The sequence below is a fragment of the Candidatus Dependentiae bacterium genome (assembly GCA_016871815.1).
Classification (GTDB): Bacteria; Babelota; Babeliae; order Babelales.
The window spans coordinates 1-2,100 of the sequence record VHBT01000048.1 but is presented as its reverse complement, the minus strand read 5'-3'; the positions used below and the strand labels follow the sequence as shown (position 1 = coordinate 2,100).

The 2,100-nt window shown below is 35.7% G+C and carries 3 protein-coding genes; all 3 read right to left on the bottom strand.

The genetic code is table 11. From position 1 onward, the window contains the following. Positions 1–268: 268 nt before the first annotated feature. On the bottom strand, positions 269–508 hold the full coding sequence (locus FJ366_04380) for a hypothetical protein (protein ID MBM3894803.1): 240 nt from the start codon (positions 506–508) through the stop codon (positions 269–271). 578 nt (positions 509–1,086) lie between these two features. Further along, the gene (locus tag FJ366_04375; protein ID MBM3894802.1) at positions 1,087–1,275 is read right to left on the bottom strand and encodes a hypothetical protein; all 189 of its coding nucleotides are present in this window, start codon (positions 1,273–1,275) and stop codon (positions 1,087–1,089) included. A gap of 157 nt (positions 1,276–1,432) precedes the next feature. Further along, positions 1,433–1,906: a hypothetical protein gene (locus FJ366_04370; protein MBM3894801.1), complete on the bottom strand. Its 474-nt coding sequence runs from the start codon at positions 1,904–1,906 to the stop codon at positions 1,433–1,435. Between the last annotated feature and the right edge of the window lie 194 nt (positions 1,907–2,100).

The window sequence follows — 2,100 nt, the reverse complement described above, 5'->3', positions numbered from 1 at the left end:
GTGGACACTGGGTCTGTCCCAGTCCACGTAAGATCTGAATGTTCTCTCTTTGTTTTCTCTGAATTAACATTTCAGTTACAATTTCTTCCCAGAAAGAAGACGGTATCTTAGACACTGTGTTGAGCAATATTGACGAATTTGCAAATCAAAAAAAATCGAAAAGATCAAAGACTTTTAAATTTTGAGAAGATCTTTTTAAATAAACTTCCTTTCATTTTGTTGAAGATAATATTTTAACAACTTTGGCCGCTTTTTTTCTTTTAACTTCTTAGAAGTTGAAAATATATAAAGTTGAACTTCTTCCACTTAAAGTTTTTACAACATCAACTTTTTGCCCATATCTTTTTGCAAATTTATGAACATTTAGTGGAATATGACTTTTAGAAATTGTTCTACCATTTTGAGCAGCTACTTCAATATAGCAATTAACTAATTGGGCACCACTAACTTTTTGAGCATTTGATGATTTGATGAGATCAATCATGGCATTTTTATATAAATTCTTCATTTATATTTTTTCCTTTTTTGAAGTTGAAGAAAATTAAAAATATTTTTTTTATTTTTAATTACTTTTAAATTATAATTTAAGTTTTTATTATTTTTACTTGAAGTCCACGTAAATTGCACAAACACGCAAAGAACCTGATACCGTGCTAGACACATAGACGTATCACTACACGAAGCATCAGGTTTAACGTATTTTGCAATGCCTATAATACAACAGGCAAACAATCTGTGTTAATCACCTGTGAAATCCTGCATATCAACGATTGTAAAGATGGACTGAACCGCAATGCTCAAGGAGCAGTGGTTGAGCAACTGTTAGTGAGGTGTGCTCATCAGGATGTCATGACCCATTTGAGTTAAGCCAAAGAAGAGAATAACTGCAATGATCATCCAACGAAGTAAAACGTAAGGGAGATCTTCACTAACGATAATCTCAAACATAAATTCGGCAAACATTGCGAGTAGTGCAACAAAGAGGACTGAGAAGATAAGTTCCATTGAGGAGCTCCTTTCGAGTAAGGGTTTTTTGGGTTATACAAATTTTAAAATCAAGCTAGACAAATTTTACCTGAGAGGTGCTTATCTGTCTGAGTCAATCAATTCGATTTGCTGTTCATCATTGAGGAATGCGCTTAACAAGCAGAAGATCAACATGAAGACAAACAGTGAAATGTCTGGTCGATCGTTGAACAAAGCATATACTGCAAAACCATGAAGAATAACGTGCAAAGCAATTGTGAGCCATTCGGTAATTGATAATCTTTTCATTGAACACCTGCAGTTCTGAAAGGGAGAGGAGATCAAGTCGTTTAACGAGTTGACCCTAAATTGCTGAACTGCACCACATATCATGCAGTGCTTCAGCTGTCTAGCAGTTGTCTACGCAACCGCGATCATCGGAACACATCCACCCACCAAACCACCCTTATCTACCCAACCAAGCTTCAGGCATAGGAAGTGCGGTTGTTGCTGACATATCAAGCAATGACCAATCAATTGCATATTCAGCTGGAGCTTTGGTGGTTTCCTTCTTCGTTGGAGCAGCATCTTTCTTGGTGGCAACTACAACAGTTCCAATGCTATTTCTCCAAGCATTAACATCATCGTTATTTGCAGCATCCAATTGGTATAAGCTTTCAGAAGCAACAAACATTGTGTCAGCATCATAGTGGATGTCTTCACTGCCACCGTGAGCTGCATATCTTACTCTGTTCCCCTTCATGCCAAGAATGAGAAGGGGGAGTAAACCTTTTTGTTCGGTCCATTCGATACGAGCAGTAATCAACTTGGAACCAGCGGTGCTCATGTTATCTTTCCAACCTTGTACGAGTTGGTCAAACATAGGATGAGATTTAGTCATGCACCAAATTGTTTTTACGAGTTTTTTATCTTCACTCATAGGTAAATCCTTTTTTAAGGGGTTGAGGTTTTTTGGTTGTGATTAAATTATAAAACAATTTTTTATAATTTTTACTTGACAATTCAAGTTGAGCTTTGCTAAAACATCTTGGGTTTTGCATTTTGAGTTTTACTAAATTTTGCAAAGAGCTTTCCAATAAATTTTTTATTTTTTAATTTGTATTTTTTATTGGT

What these genes read in the sequence shown, in the direction of transcription:
- FJ366_04380 (MBM3894803.1), bottom strand. Translation starts at nt 508, where the DNA reads ATGAAGAATTTATATAAAAATGCCATGATTGATCTCATCAAATCATCA.
- FJ366_04375 (MBM3894802.1), bottom strand. Translation starts at nt 1,275, where the DNA reads ATGAAAAGATTATCAATTACCGAATGGCTCACAATTGCTTTGCACGTT.
- FJ366_04370 (MBM3894801.1), bottom strand. Translation starts at nt 1,906, where the DNA reads ATGAGTGAAGATAAAAAACTCGTAAAAACAATTTGGTGCATGACTAAA.